Origin of the sequence: Flavobacterium algoritolerans, assembly GCF_030010385.1 — a bacterium.
GTDB lineage: Bacteria > Bacteroidota > Bacteroidia > Flavobacteriales > Flavobacteriaceae > Flavobacterium > Flavobacterium algoritolerans.
The window spans coordinates 298,525-313,853 of the sequence record NZ_JASCRZ010000002.1 but is presented as its reverse complement, the minus strand read 5'-3'; the positions used below and the strand labels follow the sequence as shown (position 1 = coordinate 313,853).

General features: G+C 34.0%; 9 protein-coding genes. 8 read left to right on the top strand and 1 reads right to left on the bottom strand.

Going from position 1 to position 15,329, the window contains the following annotated elements:
- Positions 1-40 precede the first annotated feature (40 nt).
- Positions 41-1,513, top strand: a complete 1,473-nt coding sequence (locus QLS65_RS06935) for a serine hydrolase (RefSeq protein WP_282716165.1) — start codon at positions 41-43, stop codon at positions 1,511-1,513.
- Positions 1,514-1,601: 88 nt separating this feature from the next.
- Here QLS65_RS06935 and QLS65_RS06930 read toward each other — a convergent pair whose 3' ends face one another.
- On the bottom strand, positions 1,602-1,982 hold the full coding sequence (locus tag QLS65_RS06930; protein WP_282712534.1) for a hypothetical protein: 381 nt from the start codon (positions 1,980-1,982) through the stop codon (positions 1,602-1,604).
- Between the two features lie 262 nt (positions 1,983-2,244).
- Between QLS65_RS06930 and QLS65_RS06925 the strand changes: the two genes are divergently transcribed.
- The 7 genes from QLS65_RS06925 (at position 2,245) to tamL (ending at position 15,277) form a co-directional block, all read left to right on the top strand.
- On the top strand, positions 2,245-2,682 hold the full coding sequence (locus tag QLS65_RS06925; RefSeq protein WP_282712533.1) for an acyl-CoA thioesterase: 438 nt from the start codon (positions 2,245-2,247) through the stop codon (positions 2,680-2,682).
- 128 nt (positions 2,683-2,810) lie between these two features.
- Positions 2,811-3,821, top strand: a complete 1,011-nt coding sequence (locus tag QLS65_RS06920) for an aldo/keto reductase (protein WP_282712532.1) — start codon at positions 2,811-2,813, stop codon at positions 3,819-3,821.
- A 69-nt stretch (positions 3,822-3,890) separates the two neighbouring features.
- Positions 3,891-4,811 (top strand): helix-turn-helix domain-containing protein, encoded by a 921-nt coding sequence (locus QLS65_RS06915; protein WP_282716163.1) that lies wholly within the window; start codon positions 3,891-3,893, stop codon positions 4,809-4,811.
- Positions 4,812-5,064: 253 nt separating this feature from the next.
- Positions 5,065-5,877 carry an NIPSNAP family protein gene (locus QLS65_RS06910; RefSeq protein ID WP_282716160.1) on the top strand — a complete coding sequence of 271 codons (813 nt, stop codon included), beginning with the start codon at positions 5,065-5,067 and terminating at the stop codon, positions 5,875-5,877.
- A gap of 169 nt (positions 5,878-6,046) precedes the next feature.
- Entirely contained in the window at positions 6,047-7,729 is a 1,683-nt protein-coding gene (locus tag QLS65_RS06905) for a Na/Pi cotransporter family protein (RefSeq protein ID WP_282716159.1), read from the top strand.
- Positions 7,730-7,896: 167 nt separating this feature from the next.
- The gene (locus tag QLS65_RS06900) at positions 7,897-12,879 is read left to right on the top strand and encodes a translocation/assembly module TamB domain-containing protein (protein WP_282716157.1); all 4,983 of its coding nucleotides are present in this window, start codon (positions 7,897-7,899) and stop codon (positions 12,877-12,879) included.
- A gap of 103 nt (positions 12,880-12,982) precedes the next feature.
- The gene (gene tamL, locus QLS65_RS06895; protein WP_282716155.1) at positions 12,983-15,277 is read left to right on the top strand and encodes a translocation and assembly module lipoprotein TamL; all 2,295 of its coding nucleotides are present in this window, start codon (positions 12,983-12,985) and stop codon (positions 15,275-15,277) included.
- Positions 15,278-15,329: the final 52 nt, after the last annotated feature.

The window sequence follows — 15,329 nt, the reverse complement described above, 5'->3', positions numbered from 1 at the left end:
TGAACAAAAAAAACATCAATCACTAAAACCAACAATCATCATGAAACAACGATCTAAGCATTTTGCAGTAAAGACAATCCTAATTGGTCTATTCATCCAGCTAATTACAATACCGGTTTCCTTTGGGCAAACCAAAACAGAACAAATCGATAAGTTAATGAACCTGTATTCAGAATACGGGCAGTTTAACGGCTCTATTCTTGTCGCTGACGCAGGTAAAGTCATTTATAAAAAAGGATTTGGAATGGCAAACATGGAGTGGAATATTCCGAACCAAGCGGATACCAAACACCGATTGGGTTCTGTTACCAAACAATTTACCGCTATGTTGATACTTCAATTAGTTGAGCAGGGAAAATTAAAGTTGGATGCTCCTATCTCAACCTACCTTCCTGATTATCCTAAAGCATTGGGCGATAAAATCACCATTCATCATTTACTGACGCACACCTCTGGAATTCCTAATTACACTTCGTTTCCTAATTTCGTGAAAGATTTAAGCATCAATCCGTATAGTCCAGAAGCTTTTGTGAAAAAATTTGCTGACTTACCGCTGGAATTTACACCAGGTGAAAAATTTGCGTACAGCAATTCCGGTTATTTTTTATTGGGATACATTATAGAGAAAGTTTCCGGCAAAACCTATGAGCAGAGTTTACAAGACAATATTCTTACGCCACTAAAAATGAATAATACAGGATTCGATCACCATGAAACGATTCTGAAAAACAGAGCTTCCGGGTATGAGAAAAACGGCAAAAACTTCATCAATGCCAGTTACCTTGATTTATCAATCCCATACGCAGCCGGCTCTTTGTACTCTACTGTAGATGATTTGTATTTATGGGATCAAGCACTTTACACCGAACAGTTACTTTCTAAAAAAAATAAAGAACTTTTATTTAATTCCTATATCCCTGCAGGACCGGGACATTATGGTTACGGATGGTTCATCAATAAGGCTTTCAATGGAGAAAAGAATGAAAGTATTATAGTTATTGAGCATGGCGGTGGAATAAATGGATTCAACACCTTGCTTTCCCGTATTCCGTCTGACAAAAATCTAGTGGTTTTATTAAATAATACGGGCGGTACCAACTTAAACGAGATGAATAAAGCGATTAGAAATATCCTTTATAATAAACCGTACAGTTTACCTAAAAAATCATTAGCTATTGCTTTCGTAGACGTAATTCTGGAAAAAGGAATTACATCTGGATTAACTTATTTTAAAGAAAATAAAAATTCAAATACTTATGCTATCAACGAAAATGAAATGAATAGCGCAGGATATCAATTATTACAAACCGGAAAAGTAAAAGAAGCAATAGAAGTTTTCAAACTAAATGTAGAAGCGTTTCCAAAATCAGGAAATGCATATGACAGTTTGGGAGAAGCTTATTTAAAAAACGGAGATAAAAAGCTTGCTATTCTAAATTATAAAAAATCCATAGAACTAGATCCAAACAATGAAAACGGGAAAAAAGTATTGGAAGAAATTTCAAAGTCTTAAATTATAAAACTTATAAAAAACCGCACGTATCCTGTTTCATTTCGAGCATGACCGTGCGGATAATAAAATCCTACTTGTGAATTCCTTTTTAATTTACTGCCTTAGTTGATTTCCCTACCGTCAAATAAATATGATTATTAGGAAACAGAAATTCAATTTTTGTATGCTGCTGGTTTACTCTCATTTCTACTTGTTCATTTTCATTTTCTAAAGTATAAAAGGTGTAATTTCTATCCAGATGAAAAATACCGGAGTCAACAATTTTATATTTCATTTTCGTAGCCGTGAGGAAGAAAACTACATCGCGCTTTTGAGTGTCTAAGAATACAAAAGAGTATTCATTTCCAGTAATATTACATTCGCCTTGCTTAAAAGGCTGCTCATCTATGCAATACCGCTGCACATTAAACACTTGTTCTTGAGCATACAAACCACTCGTTAGCAACAACAATACAATTATTTTTTTCATACACATGGTTATTTCTGTTATCCGGAATTAGACAATCCTTTTTTGTTATACAAAAGACACGCCACAATATTTTTTGAGATAAAATAATCCACAAATACTCCTTTTACATTTACTTGCTTATCATAAAAAAGCCTTAAAAAGCAATGTTTACCGTAATCAAATTCCGTTTTTATTTGTATTTTCGATTTTCTAAAACCTACCTGCTTTCATTGAAATACAATCCTGAAAGCGCCCCTAAATTAATTTTAAAAATAAAACAACAATGACTTCATTTAGCAAAGAATTATCCTTCCGTTGGTCTGATCTTGACCCTAATTTTCATGTCCGACATAGTGCTTATTATGACTTTGGCGCACAACACCGTATCGAAATTCTGGAAAGCCTTGGATTAACGATGAAGGTGATGCAAGCACAAGGCTTTGGCCCTATCCTTTTTAGGGAAGAATGTGTGTTTAGAAAAGAAATAAAACTCTCGGATAAAATTTCCATGCACACCAAAACTTCAAAAGTAAATGCAGATGCATCCCGCTGGTCGATTGTACATGAGTTCATCAATGAAGAAAATAAACTATGTGCAACCATTACTGTCGATGGCGCTTGGATGGATCTTAAACTGAGAAAACTAGCCTCTCCTACTCCCGAAATTGCTATTGAAGCCCTGAGTATTTTTCCTAAAAGCAACGATTTTGTAAACCTTTAAAGGAATTTAAATAGACAAACCCAATTTCCTCATTTTGGATACAATTTTAGGAGATTGGGTTACTTTTAATTTTAGTATCATACTGACATTTGCATTGTTAATTTAAATTCACAATTAAATAAAAAAGTATGAATACTAATAAAAAAATCGAACTGGGAAGTCAAGGACTTTTTGTTCCAAAAGTAGGATTGGGTTGTATGGGAATGACCCAAATTGCAGGAATGGATGTTTATGGAAAAGCAGATGAAACCGAATCTATCGCTACTATCCACCGTTCATTAGAACTAGGATACAACTTCCTGGACACTGCAGATTTATACGGCCCTTTACTAAATGAAAGGCTTGTCGCCAAAGCCATTAAAGGAAACAGAAATCAATATACCATTGCCACAAAATTTGGTTATGAAATTGATGACAAGGAACAACTGACTTGGCAATTCAACGGTACAAAGGATTATGTAAAAAAAGCAGTGGAGCGTTCGCTTAAAAACTTGGGAACTGATTATATTGACTTGTATTACCTCCATCGTTTAGACCCAAACACGCCTATTGAAGAAACTGTTGCGGCTATGGCTGAATTGGTAAAAGAAGGAAAAATTGGTTACATCGGACTTTCAGAAGTTTCATCGCAAACCATAAAAAAAGCCCATGCTATTCACCCTTTGACTGCGGTACAAACAGAATATTCTTTGTTTGAGCGTGGTGTAGAAGAAACGGGGATTTTAAAAACGCTTCAAGATCTTGGAATCGGATTTGTGGCTTATTCTCCATTAGGTCGAGGATTCATTTCTGGCGATATCAAAAGCCCTGATGATTTTCCTGATACTGATTTTAGAAAAAGTTTACCCCGTTTTCAAGGCGAACAATTTTACAAAAACATTGCCTTGGTTAATGAAATAAAAAAATTGGCTACCGAAAAAGAAATAACACCTTCACAATTAGCCATTGCCTGGATTGTTTCAAAAGGTATTTTACCAATTCCGGGTACAAAAAGAGTGAAATATATCGAAGAAAATAATGCTGCTGCAGAGATTAAATTAAGCATTAAAGACCTAAACCGTTTAGAAACCATCATCCCTTTAGGAACTATCACAGGTGCTCGTTATGATGTTGTCAATATGGTAGCCATCGATCAATAAAACAACATTATTCAGTAGGAAAAGCTATCTTTACAATTCGCTTTTCTTACTGAATTTATAATTCGCATCATGAAAAAAAAGACCCATTCTCCGTATATCATCAATTCCATTTCTGAGTTGCATCGTTTATTGGAATTACCTAAACCAAAACATCCATTGGTTAGTGTCATTAATCTGAATGAAATAAAATGTAATTTTGATGAAAGCATAAAAAGTTTCGTTTATAATTTTTATTCCATTTGCACCAAAAAGGATTTTAAAGGTAAATTGAAATATGGACAAAACTATTATGATTTTGACGAAGGTATAATGACTTTTTTTTCGCCGGGTCAGGTAATCTCGACTGTTGTTGATGAGGATATAGCGCTTTCAGGAATATGGTTAGTCGTTCACCCAGATTTTATCCAAAATTATGCTTTGGCAAAAAGCATCAAAGACTATGGCTTTTTCTCCTATGCTGTAAATGAAGCGTTACATCTTTCGGATAAAGAAGAAGCAATGATTACAAACATTATGCAAAATATTAATGCCGAATATTGTTCTGTAATAGACGGTTTTAGTCAGGATGTTATACTCTCACACATTGAATTATTGCTCAATTATTCCAACCGATTTTATCACAGACAGTTTATTACCCGTAAAAATGCCAGTAATGATTTGTTGAGTAATTTAGAAAAATTGCTTTTGGATTATTTTAATAGTACAAAAGTTCAGGAATTTGGCCTTCCAACTGTTCTATACATTTCAGAGCAATTGAATGTCTCTCCAAATTATTTGAGTGATATGCTCCGATCACTCACCGGACAAAGTACGCAACAGCACATTCAGAATAAATTAATTGAAAAAGCCAAAGAAATTTTGACCACAACTTCTTTATCCGTTAGTGAAATAGCATACCAATTGGGTTTTGAATACCCGCAGTCTTTTAACAAATTATTTAAAAGTAAAACCAATGTTTCGCCTTTAGAATTTAGGAGCTCGTTCAATTAAACATGAGATGTAGTATTGATAGCCTATTGTATTTGTAAAAACTAATGATACATTTATCGAATATTATATATGTAAGAAAAAAAATGAAATTATTTCCATTAAAAGGGATAAAACCCAATGCAACAAACTTACATTCTATTTTGATGAACACACAAGTAACATTCCCAAAGTAACTGTCTACCGCAACTACTGAGACATCTTTCCCTTTCGCTATTTTTACTAAAAAAATCAAATTTAAATCAAAAAAACTAAAATGAAATTAACCAAATTACTTTTTCTAATAGTTGTTACTTTAGCAATGAGCAGCTTTAAAAAAAAAACTACAGATTATACAACTATAGAAAAACCAGAAGTTCTTTCCAGAGAATTCTACCAAATAAAAACCTATATTTTCAAAACGGAACAACAAGTTGAAACCACTGAAAAGTATTTGAAAGAAGCATTTCTTCCGGGTTTGAAAAAACTTGGAATTAAAAATATTGGTGTGTTCAAACCAAGACCAAACGCTACCGACACGATAAAAAAAGTGATGTTAGTGATTCCATTTTCATCCATGACTCAATTTCTAGGATTGGAAGATAAACTGGCCAAAGACAAAACCTATTTGGCTGCAGGAGCAGATTATTTAAACGCTTCCTATAAACAAGCACCATATTTGCGTATCGAATCTATTTTATTGAAAGCTTTTTCAGATCATCAATTTTTGTCAACTCCCGTTTTGAACAGTCCAAGAGCAAATCGAGTGTATGAATTGAGAAGCTACGAATCAGCAACCGAGGCGATTTATAAAAACAAAGTTGATATGTTTAATGCTGGTGGTGAAGTAAAACTCTTTGACCGACTTGCCTTTAATGCGGTTTTTTATGGCGAAGTTATTTCGGGAGCAAAAATGCCAAACTTAATGTACATGACCACTTTTGCAGATCAGGAAAGTAGAGATTCGCATTGGAAAGCCTTTGTAGATTCGCCGGAATGGAAAGGATTAATAGCTATGGAAAAATACAAAAACAATATTTCTCACATAGACATTACTTTTTTATACCCAACTGATTATTCTGATTATTAGTTTAAAAAATCATAATTTCAATCCTAAACTACAACTCTTAAACAGTTGTAGTTTTTTTTTATTTAAAACTTAAAATTTTACTTTTTTCCCAAATCAAAACAAGTACAAATCCCTCATTAAGAAAAGATTAAATCATTAATTTTAAGTATCTTTAGTTCTATTTTTAACTATGGAAACCCTCAATATAATATTAAAACTTTCCGCTGGCGTGGGACTGTTCCTTTTCGCCATGTATCTTGTGGAGGAATCCTTAAAAAATCTTTCGGGTAGAAATTTCAAACTGTTTCTGCAGCGAATCACAAAAAACAACATTGGCGCGGTGGCAGGCGGAACAATAGTAACTGGTATTCTACAGAGCAGTTCTATGGTTTCGTTAATGGTTTTGGCATTTGTGGGCGCCGGAGTTTTCACCATGAAAAATGCTATGGCCATTATTCTGGGAGCAAATCTGGGAACAACACTAGCCAGTTGGCTAGTGGCAACACTTGGTTTTAAAACCAATATAGAAGTGATTGCTTATCCGGCAGTTTGTTTAGGAGGTTTTCTCCTAATCCTCCTTGGAAATCGTAAAACCATAAAATATGTTTCCTATTTTCTTCTGGGATTTGGTTTAATGTTTATCGGGCTTTCCTTCATGAAAACAGCTATGGAAACGCAGGTTCACTATTTTGATTTTTCACAATATGCATCGAAGCCATTAGTTATTTTTTTGATAATTGGATTTTTGATTACGCTGGTTGTTCAATCTAGCTCTGTAACTATGGCACTAACATTGAGTGCTCTCAACGCAGGAGTAATAGGGTTTCCCATGGCAGCCGCAATTGTTCTGGGCAGTGAAACGGGTACCATTATTAAAATAGTGTTGAGCGCTATTGGCGGAAATGCTTCCAAAAAACGAGTGGCACTTGGTAATTTATTATTTAATATTTTCATTACTGCCATTGCTTTTGTATTGCTTAGACCTATTCTTTTACTGATAACCGATATTATAAAAATCAAAGATCCACTCATTGGGTTGGTTACTTTTTCAAGTCTAATAAATCTGTTGGCTATTGTATTATTTCTTCCTGTTTTGGATTTATTCACCTCATTTTTAGAACGTTTTTTCAAAAATACAGATGGTTCGACAGCAGCATTTATAAACCACGCATCAATTGCAGAACCAGAAACCGCTTTGGATTTATTCCGAAGAGAGACTCGATATTTCATCCATAACTCGATGCTTTTCAATTTGGAACTATTTAAAATCGAAACCCATGAACTTGATCAAGAAATTAATTACACGGAAATCAATGATAAAAGAAATTTTGATTCAAAAACTACTGAAGAAAAATATGAATTCCTAAAACAGTTGCAAGGCGAGTTACAAGCTTTTTATTTGAAATTAAGAGCCAAATTAAATAGTGATGAAAATTCAGAATTGAACCAATTAATTTCGGCAGTGCGAAGTTCCATGCATGCGGTAAAAAGTATAAAGGATATTGGAAGCAACATTACGAATCTCAGCAGCTCATCAAAAGAGATTAAATATCAATTTTTTCTGCATCATAAAAAAGAAACTCAAGAACTCTACATGAAATTAAATACATTTTTGAATACGGATAAAAAGTCGGGTTTTGAAGAACTGAAAACTCAATTTGACACCATTCAAAAAAATTACACCTCAGCACTCAACACGTTTTATACTGAGGCGCAACTTGCACCTATTGAAGATATTGACATTACAACCGTAATAAACTTCAACAGAGAACTTTTTACCTCAAACAAGGCAATGCTAATGGCTGTAAAAGACATTTTATTAGATGAAAAACAAGCTCAAAATTTTAATGAAATTCCCATCTACAAAACATAAAAATTGCGCTTTGCCTTGTTATGTAATCTAGTAATTTTGCAATATTATTTTTGAATTTTATAATGTATTTCGTTTTCATTTTTTAATCTTTGTACGTAATCCCATTTGCAGACAAGATTGCAATTCTTATTTAAATTGGTTAATTTTAACCAAAAAATACACCTCATTTGAAAACATACGTAAAGAAAAGTTTAAAAATTTTCCTTTGGATAATAGGAATTATAATCCTGTTGTTCTTAATTCTTTTTGTTGCTATTCAAATTCCTTCTGTTCAGAATTATGCCAAAGATAAAGCAGTAACGTACCTGGAAGGAAAAATCAAAACCAAAGTAAGTGTTGATAGTCTTGAAATTGAATTCCCCAAAAAAGTAATTCTTAAAGGCGTTTATTTTGAAGACCAAAAAAAAGACACTCTTTTTGCGGGAGAAAAGTTAGCTGCTGATATCAGTCTGTTTCAATTGATAAACAATAAAGTCGAAATCAACTCCTTAGAATTAGTGGGGATTTCGGCACATTTAAATAGAGATTCTAAAGCTGTTTTCAATTTTGATTACATCATAAAAGCATTTGCTTCGCCAGAGAAACAAAAGAGTGATTCGCCACCCATGCAGTTTTCTGTAGAAGAAATTAAGCTCGACCGCATCAAGTTTAAATATACTGATGCCGTCACAAAAAATGATCTTTACGCTAATCTAAAGCATTTTGAAACGAGAATTAAAACTTTCGATTTGAACGAAATGAACTTTGAAATTCCGAAAGCAAAAATCAATGGATTACAATTTAAATTAAAGCAAGGTTTGGTTCAAATATCCAATGCGACCAAAGCGGCAGCAATAAAAAACGAATCGGAACCCATCTTAAAATTAAAATTAGGCGAAATTGATTTAGCAAAAATTGATTTTGATTATGAAAGCGAAGAAACCAATTTATCCACAAATTTTTATTTGAAAAAGCTACTTGCTAAAATTGACAAAATTGACCTTAACAATCAATTCGCAATTATAGAAAGTCTTGATTTAACTGGCGTAGAAGGTACTTTGACTTTTGATAGATTAGATGTAATCAAACCTAAAAGCGAAGCTACAAATACCGAATCTAACAACTGGGACGTCAAAATAAAGAAAACGGAATTCAAACGGGTAAATTTCCGTTACGATAATAATAATAATAATAAGGCTGCAGTTCAAAAAGGAATTGATTACAACCATTTGAATCTTACCAATCTAAACTTACAGGTAGATGAACTGAATTACAATTCTGAAAATATTTCCGGAGTTGCCAATTCATTAACCGTTAAAGACAAAAGCGGTTTAAATATTCAATCCTTTAATGCGGAATTTTTCTATGGCAAAAAGAATGCTTTCCTTAAAAAATTATATTTAAAAACTCCGCAAACGGAACTGAAAGATGAAATTAGAATTGGCTACCCTTCTATTGAATCTTTAGCTAAAAATCCGGGAGAATTAGGTCTTATTGCCAATTTAAAAAAGAGCAAGTTGGGGATTAAAGATATTTTGCTTTTTGCTCCAACTTTGAATAATACGAATCCATTTATGAGCAATCCCAATGCAATATTGCTGATTAATGGAACTGTAAAAGGAAAACTAAAAAACATTGAATTTCCAAGTATAGAAATTAGTGGCATTGGAACTACAAAAGTTGCGGCAAGCGGGAGAATCATAGGCTTACCAGATGTAAACAAAGCCTATTTTGATTTGAATATTAAAGACTTGCAATCCGGTTCGAAAGATTTTGTTGGCTTTTTGCCAAAAGGAACCATTCCAAATTCGATTCAGTTGCCGGCAAAATTCAGCGCCAAAGGAATTTTTAAGGGAACCATTGCTAATTTCAATACCAATATGAATATCGTAAGTAGTTTTGGAAATGCAAAAATCAAAGCTACATTTGACCAAAGCAGAAAAAATTACGAGAAATACGATGCCCAAACCGAACTTACTAATTTTGATTTAGGGAAATTTATCAAAAACGACTCCATTGGAAAAGTAACTTTAAAAGCCAATATAAAAGGAACAGGATTTGATCCAAAAACAGCAACTGCATCATTAAACGGAACTGTTCTAAAAGCGTATTATAATAAATATACGTACCAAAATGTAGCCGTAAAAGGAAATATTCGCAACGGAAATTTCAATGCAACTGCTTTCGCAAAAGATCCTAATCTAACTTTTGATTTGGTAAGTAGCGGCAGTTTTAAAGACAAATATCCTACCGGAAAACTAAAACTGAATGTGGATATCGCTGATTTGGAAAAACTGAATCTGCACGCTGGTCCATTGAAAATAAGAGGCGTTGTAGATGCTGATATTCAATCGGTAAATCTTGATTACCTCAACGGAGCGGTACATGCGCACAACATTACCATAGTTAATGCCAAAGAAGAATTTGTAATTGATTCCATTAGCGCAGTGGCAACCTCCACCTCTGAAAAGAATACATTCGTATTGAAATCACCGTTTTTGGATGTGGACGCCAACGGAAAATACAAGTTATCAAAAATAGGAACAGCTTTATCAAATTCTATTGCAAAGTATTATGACAGCAAACCAAGTTCCAGAAAAACAGCTGTGGAAAAACAAGAATTTGTTTTTAAAATTGGCGTAAAAGACAGTCCAATTCTATTAAAACTAATTCCTGAATTGAAAAGTCTGGAACCCATTAATATACAAGGGCGATACAACTCTGTCAACGACTCTATTGTTTTGAATGGTACAATTCCGAAATTAATTTATGGCGAAAACACCATTACAAATGCTGTCCTTAAAGTAGATACCAAAGACAATTCGCTTGCTTACAGCTTTATTGTGGATGACATTCAAAACAAACAAATTCAATTGCCACATACCAGTATTTCAGGTAAAGTGCAAAACAATATTGTGGATTATACGTTGCAATTAAAAGATTCAAAAGACAAAGAAAGATACTTAATTGCAGGTACATTAAAAGCTGCGAACGGCAATAATGATATCAATCTTGATCCAAATAATTTATTGCTGAACTATGAATCTTGGAAAATAACGCAAGACAATTTAATTCGCTTTGGCAAAAAAGGAGTTTATGCCGATAATTTCGAATTGAGTAAAGATGGAAGTAAAATCCTGATACAATCACAATCGCAGCAGGCAAATGCACCAATCGCAATTGATTTCAAAGATTTTGACATAAAAACCATTACCAGTATCGTTGAGAAAGATGATTTGCAAATGAGCGGTAAAATCAATGGAAATGCATTGGTTAAAAATATAAGTACTACTCCTCTTTTTACTTCAGACTTAAACATTGAAAATTTTACTTTCAAAAAAGATACAATCGGAAACATCAGTATCAAAGTGAATAATGCGATTGCTAACCAATATGACGCTGCAATTGCCATTACAGGTCAGGGAAATCAAGTCAATTTAGAAGGAAATTACAAAACGAGTGACAGCAGTTTTGACATGAATCTTGATATTGATAAATTGAATTTAAAAAGTATTCAGGGTTTCACTTTGGATAATATTACTGAAAGCACAGGATTCTTGACAGGGAATTTTAAAATAACAGGAAATACTACCCAACCCAAAGTAGTTGGCGAATTACAGTTCAATGAAATTGGTTTCAAAGTGAAGCAGCTTAATGCAAAATTCAAGTCTTTAAACGATAAAATTGTTTTTACACCTAATGCTATTCTTTTCGACAATTTTATAATTAAGGATGAAAAGAACAATGATTTAGCTATCAACGGAAAGATTGACAGTGAAAATTTCAGCAATTTTGGTTTTGATCTAGCCATCGATGCTGATAATTTCAAAGCCGTCAATTCTAAGGCAAAAGACAATGATATGTATTATGGTGAATTGTACTTGGACAATCATTTGCAACTATCTGGAAGTTTAGACAATCCCGTTGTTGAAGGAAACATCAAAATTAACAAAGACACTAAATTTACTATTGTTTTACCACAATCAGATCCATCAATTGCCGACAGAGAAGGAATTGTAGAATTCATTGACCAAGACAATCCGAAATTAGTCGAGACCATTGTTATGGATGAATTGGACAGTGAAATGGACATAAAAGGAATCAACGCTTCGGTAAATATTGAGATTGATAAAGATGCTGAATTGTCGTTGGTTATTGATAAAGCAAACGGGGATTTCCTAAAATTAAAAGGAGAAGCGCAATTGAACGGCGGTATTGATCCATCCGGAAAAACAACTTTGACAGGAAGATATGAATTATCTGAAGGTAGTTATGAAATGAATTTTAATGCTATCAAAAGAAAATTTGACATCAAAAAAGGAAGTTATATCCTGTGGACTGGTGAACCTACAACGGCTGACATCAATATCACTGCGGTTTATAAAACTGAAGCTGCTCCAATTGATTTGATAAATGATCAATTAGGAGATGTCACTGCCGAAGTGAGAAACACCTACAAACAAAAAATTCCTTTTGAAACCGAATTGAAAATGAATGGCGAATTGATGAAGCCAAACATTTCTTTTGACATCATTCTACCTGATGGAAACAACAGCGTTTCAACAGAAATTATCAATGCGACACAAGCTAAATTGACGCAATTGCGTCAGCAACCGGATGAATTAAACAAACAGGTTTTTGCCTTACTGCTTTTGAATCGTTTTATTGGAGAAAACCCTTTTGCCAGTGAAACCGGAGGCACGAGCGTTTCGTCACTAGCAAGAGAAAGTGCCAGTAAAATTTTGTCACAACAACTTAATAATTTGGCGGGGGATTTAATTGAAGGCGTAGAACTCAATTTCGATTTGAATACTTCTGATGATTACACCACCGGTCAACGAGAAAATAAAACCGATTTGAGCGTAGGAATTTCGAAGAAATTATTGAATGACCGATTGAAAGTTACGATAGGAAGCAGCTTTGGAATTGAAGGTCCGCAACAAGTAAATCAAAACGCCAATAATATTGCAGGCGATGTATCGATTGATTATCAACTTTCAAAAGACGGTAGATATAAAATACGAGCGTACCGAATTAATAAATACCAAGTGGCGCTTCAAGGGGAAGTTGTGGAGACAGGAATTGCTTTTATCATCACTATGGATTACAATAAATTCAGTGAATTATTTCGCAAAAGTGAGGCAAAAAAAGCAAGGCGGAAAAATAAATAAAAGTTTTTGCACCATTAAGAAATTAAGAAAACAGACCAATTGATTTTCCTTAATGAAACTTAATTCCTTAATGGTTTAATTTTTTTTAATAAATAATAAATTGATGAACAAGAGCCATATACTATATTTTCTTTTTTTAGCATTGTTCGCTTCATCGTGTAGCAATACGAGATTTCTGCCCGAAGGAGAACTATTGTATACGGGCGCAAAAGTAACTGTGGAAGGAAAAGAAACCTCTAAGAAAGAAAAAACAGCATTAAAAACAGCATTAAAAGAAGTTCTTAGACCGAAACCAAATTCTTCAATTTTAGGATTTAGACCGAAACTATACATCTATAATCTGGCTGGGACGCCAAAGAAAGAAAAAGGATGGCGTTATTGGCTTAGAACCAAAGTGGGCGAAGCTCCTGTTTTATACAGCCAAGTAGATTTAGAATACAACAAAAGTGTTTTGCAAAACTTTGCCGAAAACAGTGGCTATTTCAACACAAGAACATCGGCAGATTCAACCCGACATGGTAAAAAAGCAACCGCAGAATACATTGTAAAACCCGGAAAACAATATAAAATTAAAGAAGTAAAATTCCCCACAGATTCCTCTATAATTTCGACTGCCGTTCGCAATACCAGACGAAGAAGTTTGTTAAAAAAAGACGAAGGTTATAGTCTTGACGCCATCAAAGAAGAAAGAATTCGCATTGATGCCAGACTAAAAGAAAAAGGATTCTTCTATTTTAATCCTGATTATCTCAAAGTGCAAGTAGATACAACTGTTGCAGACCATCAGGTGGATCTTATTGTAAAAGTAAAAGACGAAGCTCCAAAACGAGCAGAGACACCATACAAAATCAATAAAATTATCGTTTATCCAAACTATTCCATAGGTTCTGACAGTGTAAAAAACAATATGGATTCCATCAAAAAATACAATGATTTAACCATTATTGATCCGGAGAATTTATTCAAACCCCGCATTTTTGACAGAGCATTGTATTTCAAAAAAAATGATTTATACAACCGTACCGACCATAATTTATCCTTGAATCGATTAGTAAATCTGGGGACTTTCAAATTTGTAAAAAATCAATTCAGAGTTTCTGACACAACAGGAAATTATCTGGATGCGTATTATTATCTGACGCCATTACCAAAAAAATCAATCCGACTGGAATTATTAGCCAAAACAAATTCCGCTAATTATACCGGAACGGAACTCAATTTAAACTGGAGCAATCGAAATACTTTTAGAGGCGCTGAATTGCTTACCATCTCTGCTTTTGGCGGTGTTGAAGTACAAGTTTCCGGGCAAAACAATGGGTTTAATGTATACCGCATAGGAACCGAAGCAAATTTAGTTTGGCCACGATTAGTCGCGCCTTTTAAACTAAATTCTCCAAGTGGTTTTGTTCCAAAGACGAAGGCAACATTAGGATATGAATTCCAAAACAGAACCAAATTATATTCCCTGCAAACCTTCAAAGGTTCTTTTGGCTATTTATGGAAAGAAAACGAACGAAAAGAACATTTATTCAATGTTACTGAGATTACATACGCCAGTCCGGAAAACGTCACTGCTTTGTACCAAGAACAAATTCTGAAAAATGAATCTTTAGGAAAAGTCATTGAAAAGCAATTGATTTTTGGACCAACTTATTCCTATACCTACACCAATACACTTCAAAAAAGAAAGAAGAATACCTTTTATTACAAAGGGAGTATCGACTTAGCAGGAAATGTGGCAGGATTAGTTTCGGGAGCAAATGTTCGAAAAGGCGATACCATTAAATTATTTGATGTTCCGTTTAGTCAATTTGTCAAAATAGAAAATGATTTTAGACATTACTATAAATTAGGTCCAGATTCTCAAATAGCCAGCCGAATTATTGCAGGTGTTGGATTTGCTTACGGAAACTCCCGTGAAATGCCTTTTATCAAACAGTTTTTCATTGGTGGAACCAATAGTTTACGAGCCTTTAGAGCACGTTCCATTGGTCCGGGAAGTTTTGATGGCGCATCAACCAACACCAATACTTTTTTGCCCGATCAATCCGGTGATATAAAATTGGAATTTAATACCGAATACCGTGCTAAAATTTACGGATTGGTGAAAGGTGCTTTGTTCTTAGATGCCGGAAACATCTGGCTATTGAATGAGAATCCGGATAAACCCGGAGCCAAATTTTCAAAGAAATTCCTGAACGAAATAGCTGTTGGAGCCGGAGCCGGATTGCGTTTCGATTTCTCGTTTCTGATTCTGAGAACAGACCTCGCCTTCCCTATTCGGAAACCATACTTGCCTGATGGCGATCGTTGGGTTTTAGATCAAATTAACTTTGGAAGTGGCGCTTGGCGAAAAGAAAATTTAATTTTCAACTTGGCTATTGGCTACCCTTTTTAAAACCATACAATCTGGATAAAAAAAAGAGCACGATAATTATCGTGCTCTTTTT

Coding starts and splice junctions, on each gene's coding strand:
- QLS65_RS06920 (WP_282712532.1), top strand. CDS start 2,811: ATGAATACTAATAAAAAAATCGAACTGGGAAGTCAAGGACTTTTTGTT.
- QLS65_RS06905 (WP_282716159.1), top strand. CDS start 6,047: ATGGAAACCCTCAATATAATATTAAAACTTTCCGCTGGCGTGGGACTG.
- QLS65_RS06925 (WP_282712533.1), top strand. CDS start 2,245: ATGACTTCATTTAGCAAAGAATTATCCTTCCGTTGGTCTGATCTTGAC.
- QLS65_RS06915 (WP_282716163.1), top strand. CDS start 3,891: ATGAAAAAAAAGACCCATTCTCCGTATATCATCAATTCCATTTCTGAG.
- QLS65_RS06935 (WP_282716165.1), top strand. CDS start 41: ATGAAACAACGATCTAAGCATTTTGCAGTAAAGACAATCCTAATTGGT.
- QLS65_RS06910 (WP_282716160.1), top strand. CDS start 5,065: ATGAAATTAACCAAATTACTTTTTCTAATAGTTGTTACTTTAGCAATG.
- QLS65_RS06930 (WP_282712534.1), bottom strand. CDS start 1,982: ATGAAAAAAATAATTGTATTGTTGTTGCTAACGAGTGGTTTGTATGCT.
- tamL (WP_282716155.1), top strand. CDS start 12,983: ATGAACAAGAGCCATATACTATATTTTCTTTTTTTAGCATTGTTCGCT.